3 protein-coding genes are annotated in these 3,434 nt (G+C 73.9%); all 3 read left to right on the top strand.

From position 1 onward, the window contains the following. Positions 1-987 (top strand): SPFH domain-containing protein (locus EAO70_RS35190; RefSeq protein ID WP_261993205.1); only part of this gene is annotated, 987 nt, incomplete at its 5' end. A gap of 128 nt (positions 988-1,115) precedes the next feature. Continuing rightward, complete coding sequence (locus tag EAO70_RS35185; protein WP_148006872.1) at positions 1,116-1,709, top strand: lytic polysaccharide monooxygenase; 594 nt, start codon at positions 1,116-1,118, stop codon at positions 1,707-1,709. Positions 1,710-1,839: 130 nt separating this feature from the next. Continuing rightward, positions 1,840-3,434: AMP-binding protein (locus EAO70_RS35180; protein ID WP_148006871.1), on the top strand; the 1,595-nt coding region annotated here is incomplete at its 3' end.

Below are 3,434 nucleotides of genomic sequence, written 5' to 3'. Positions count from 1 at the left end.
GCCCCGGCCCACCACACGACCGCCGCGCCACCGGCGAGCGCGAGGGCCCCGCCGCCCACACCGACCCAGCCGGGCACCGCCGACCCCGCGCTCGTCGAGCGTCCTGGGCCGGCGCTGCCCGGCTGGGTCGGTGTGGTCGGCGGGGCCCTCGCGCTCGCCGGTTGCGCGGCGGTCGTGTGGTGGGCCGGGGCCGTTCCCGGTGAGGCGGCCCGGATGCTGCGGCTGCCGGAACGCCCGTACCACGGCATCCACCTCGGCCAGTGGGCGCTCCTCGCGCTCGGTGTCGTCCTCGCCCTGTTCGCGCTCGGCGGGCTCGGCCGGGGCCGGGTGGGTTACGCGTACGTGCTGACGCTGTTCGGCGACTACCGCGGCACGGTCCGCCGGACCGGTCTGCTCTGGGCCAGCCCGCTGCTGCTGCGCCGCCGGGTCGACGTACGGCTGCGGCACTGGCGCAGTGAGCCGCTGTCCGCGGTGGACGCCAAGGGCACCGCGCTCGACGTCACCGTGCTCGTGGTGTGGCGGGTGCGGGACACCGTCCGCGCGGCGCTGGGTGTCGACGGCCACGAGGACTACCTGCGCGAGCAGGTGGAGGCGGCCATGGCCCGGGTGCTGTCGCAGCTCCCGGCCGACGCCTTCCACGAGGACGCCCCGACGCTCCGGGACGCGGAGGCCGTCGGCGAGGCGCTGACCCGGATGCTGTCGGCGGAGTGCGCGCCGGTCGGCGTGGACGTGTTCTCGGCGCAGCCGACGCGGATCGAGTACGCGCCGGACGTGGCGGCGGCGATGCGGCGGCGCCGGATCGCGGCGATCGACGCGAAGCACCGGGACAGCGTGCTCACCTCGGTGGTGGACGCGGTGGACGACGTGGTCCACCGGCTGACCAGTCGTGGTCTGGTGGAGCTCGACGACTACGAGCGCAAGGCGCTGGTCAAGGACCTGACGGTGGCGTTCTACACGGGACGGACGGGTCCTGTAGAGGGGGCGTGAAGGGATGGACATGTGCAACTTCCGTCCATACCTTGGTACTTGGTCCAGACCAAAATCGGAACGACGTACCACCGCACGCGTGCGCGCACGGCCCTTCGGAACTCCCCCACGTTCTCCTGGAGCGAAGCATGCGCAAAAAGTCAGTCGGGTCGGCGGTGGTGGCGCTCGGCGTCGCCGGCGCCACCCTCCTCGCCACCGGTAGTGCCGGAAGCCACGGCTACACCGACTCGCCGATCAGCCGCCAGAAGCTCTGCGCCAACGGCACCGTGACCAACTGCGGCAACATCCAGTGGGAGCCGCAGTCGGTCGAGGGCCTCAAGGGCTTCCCCTCCGCCGGTCCCGCCGACGGGAAGATCTGTTCCGCCGGGCTCTCGCAGTTCGCAGAGCTCGACGATCCCCGGGGCGGAGCGTGGCCCGCCACGCAGCTCACGGCGGGGCAGAGCTACAGCTTCCGCTGGCAGTTCACCGCCCGGCACCGCACCACCGACTTCAAGTACTACATCACCAAGAACGGCTGGAACCCGAGTCAGAAGCTGACCCGGGCCTCGCTCGACCCCCAGCCGTTCCTGACCGTCCCCTACAACAACCAGCAGCCGCCGGCGACCCTCTCGCACTCCGGGACGATCCCGGCGGGCAAGACGGGCCGTCACCTGATCCTGGCGGTGTGGACGGTCGCGGACACGGCGAACGCGTTCTACGCGTGCTCCGACGTCAAGTTCTGACGCCGGGGTGGCTCGGCGGCCGTTCCGACGGCCGCCGAGCCGCCGCCCCCGACCTCCCTGACCGTCCCTGACCGTCCCTGACCGTCCCTGGGCGTTCATTTCTGATGGGACGTCAGTTACAGTCCGGCCCATGAGGGGTGCGGACACCGTCGCGGAACTCGTACGGCGCCAGTGGGGCGACCACCGGATCGGGCTGAGGGACGAGCACCACACCCTCACCCACCACCAGATCGCCGCCGGCGCCGCCGCGCGGGCCGCACTGCTCGTGGACCTGATGCCACCCCTGCCGGGGGGCGAGCCGCACCTCGGCATCCTGCTCGACAACACGCCGGAGTACCCGCTCTGGCTCAGCGCGGCGGCCCTCGCGGGGGCCGCCGTCGCCGGCCTCAACCCCACCCGGCGCGGCGCCGAACTCGCCCGGGACGTCCGGCACACCGCGTGCCGGGTCCTGGTCACCCAGCGCGCCCACCTGCCGCTCCTCGACGGCCTCCCGCTGCCCGGCGTCCGGATCCTGGTCACGGACACCGACGCGTACCGGGAACTCCTCGCGCCGTACGGATCCGCCCGGCCGGGCGACGCGCGCCTCGGCCCGGTACGCCCCGGCACCCGGTTCCTGCTCTCCTTCACCTCCGGATCGACGGGCGCCCCGAAGGCGGCGCTCTGCAGCCAGGGACGGCTGGCGGCGGCCGGCGCCTCGCTGGCGGACCACTTCTCCGTCGGCCGGGACGACGTCCACTACGTCTGCATGCCGATGTTCCACGGGAACGCGGTGATCGCGGACTGGGCACCGGCGCTGGTCGCCGGAGCGGGAGTGGCGCTGCGCGCCCGCTTCTCCGCCTCCCGATTCCTGCCGGACGTACGCGCCTTCGGGGCCACCTACTTCACCTACGTCGGCCGGGCGGTGCAGTACCTCCTGGCGACCCCGCCCACCCCCGACGACCGCGCGCACCGGCTCCGCCTCGGCTTCGGCACGGAGGCCGGGGCGGTGGACGCGGCACGCTTCCGGGAGCGCTTCGGGGTGCCGCTGGTGGAGGGGTACGGCTCCTCCGAGGGCGGCGCGTCGATCCAGCGGACGCCGGACACGCCACGGGGCGCGGTGGGCCGGGCGGCGCCGGGCGACGACCTGGCGGTGGTGGACGCGGAGACCGGCCGGGAGTGCGCGCCGGCCGTGTTCTCCCCGACGGGCCGGCTCCTCAACGCCTCCGAGGCGGTGGGGGAGCTCGTCAACCGGGGCCGCAGCACCTTCGAGGGCTACTGGCGCAACCCGGACGCCGAGGCGGCACGGCTGCGCGAGGGCTGGTACTGGACGGGGGACCTCTTCTACCGGGACGCCGAGGGCCACCTCTACTTCGCGGGCCGTACGGACGACCGGCTGCGGGTCGACAGCGAGAACCTGGCCGCGGCGATGATCGAGCACATCCTGGCCCGCTGGGAACGGGCCGCGGGGGTCGCGGTCTACGCGATACCGGACCCGGTGGCCGGGGACCAGGTGATGGCGGCCCTGGCCCTGCGGGAGGGGGAGGTCTTCGCGCCCGCGGAGTTCGCCGCGTTCCTCGCGGCGCAGCGGGACCTGGGCACGAAGATGCCGCCGCGCTTCGTCCGGGTGATGGCCGAGCTGCCCCTCACCGCCACGAACAAGATCCACCGGGTGGCCCTCCGCCGGGCCGCCTTCCTCTGCCCGGACCCCGTCTGGTGGCGCCCCGCCCCGACCGCCCCGTACGAACC

Origin of the sequence: Streptomyces sp. adm13(2018) (assembly GCF_008042145.1) — a bacterium.
In the GTDB taxonomy this organism is placed as follows: Bacteria; Actinomycetota; Actinomycetes; order Streptomycetales; family Streptomycetaceae; genus Streptomyces.
This window is presented reverse-complemented; position numbering and strand designations above follow the sequence as displayed.

Bases quoted from the DNA above. Each gene is read 5' to 3' on its own strand.
- EAO70_RS35185 (WP_148006872.1), top strand. From the start codon at position 1,116: ATGCGCAAAAAGTCAGTCGGGTCGGCGGTGGTGGCGCTCGGCGTCGCC.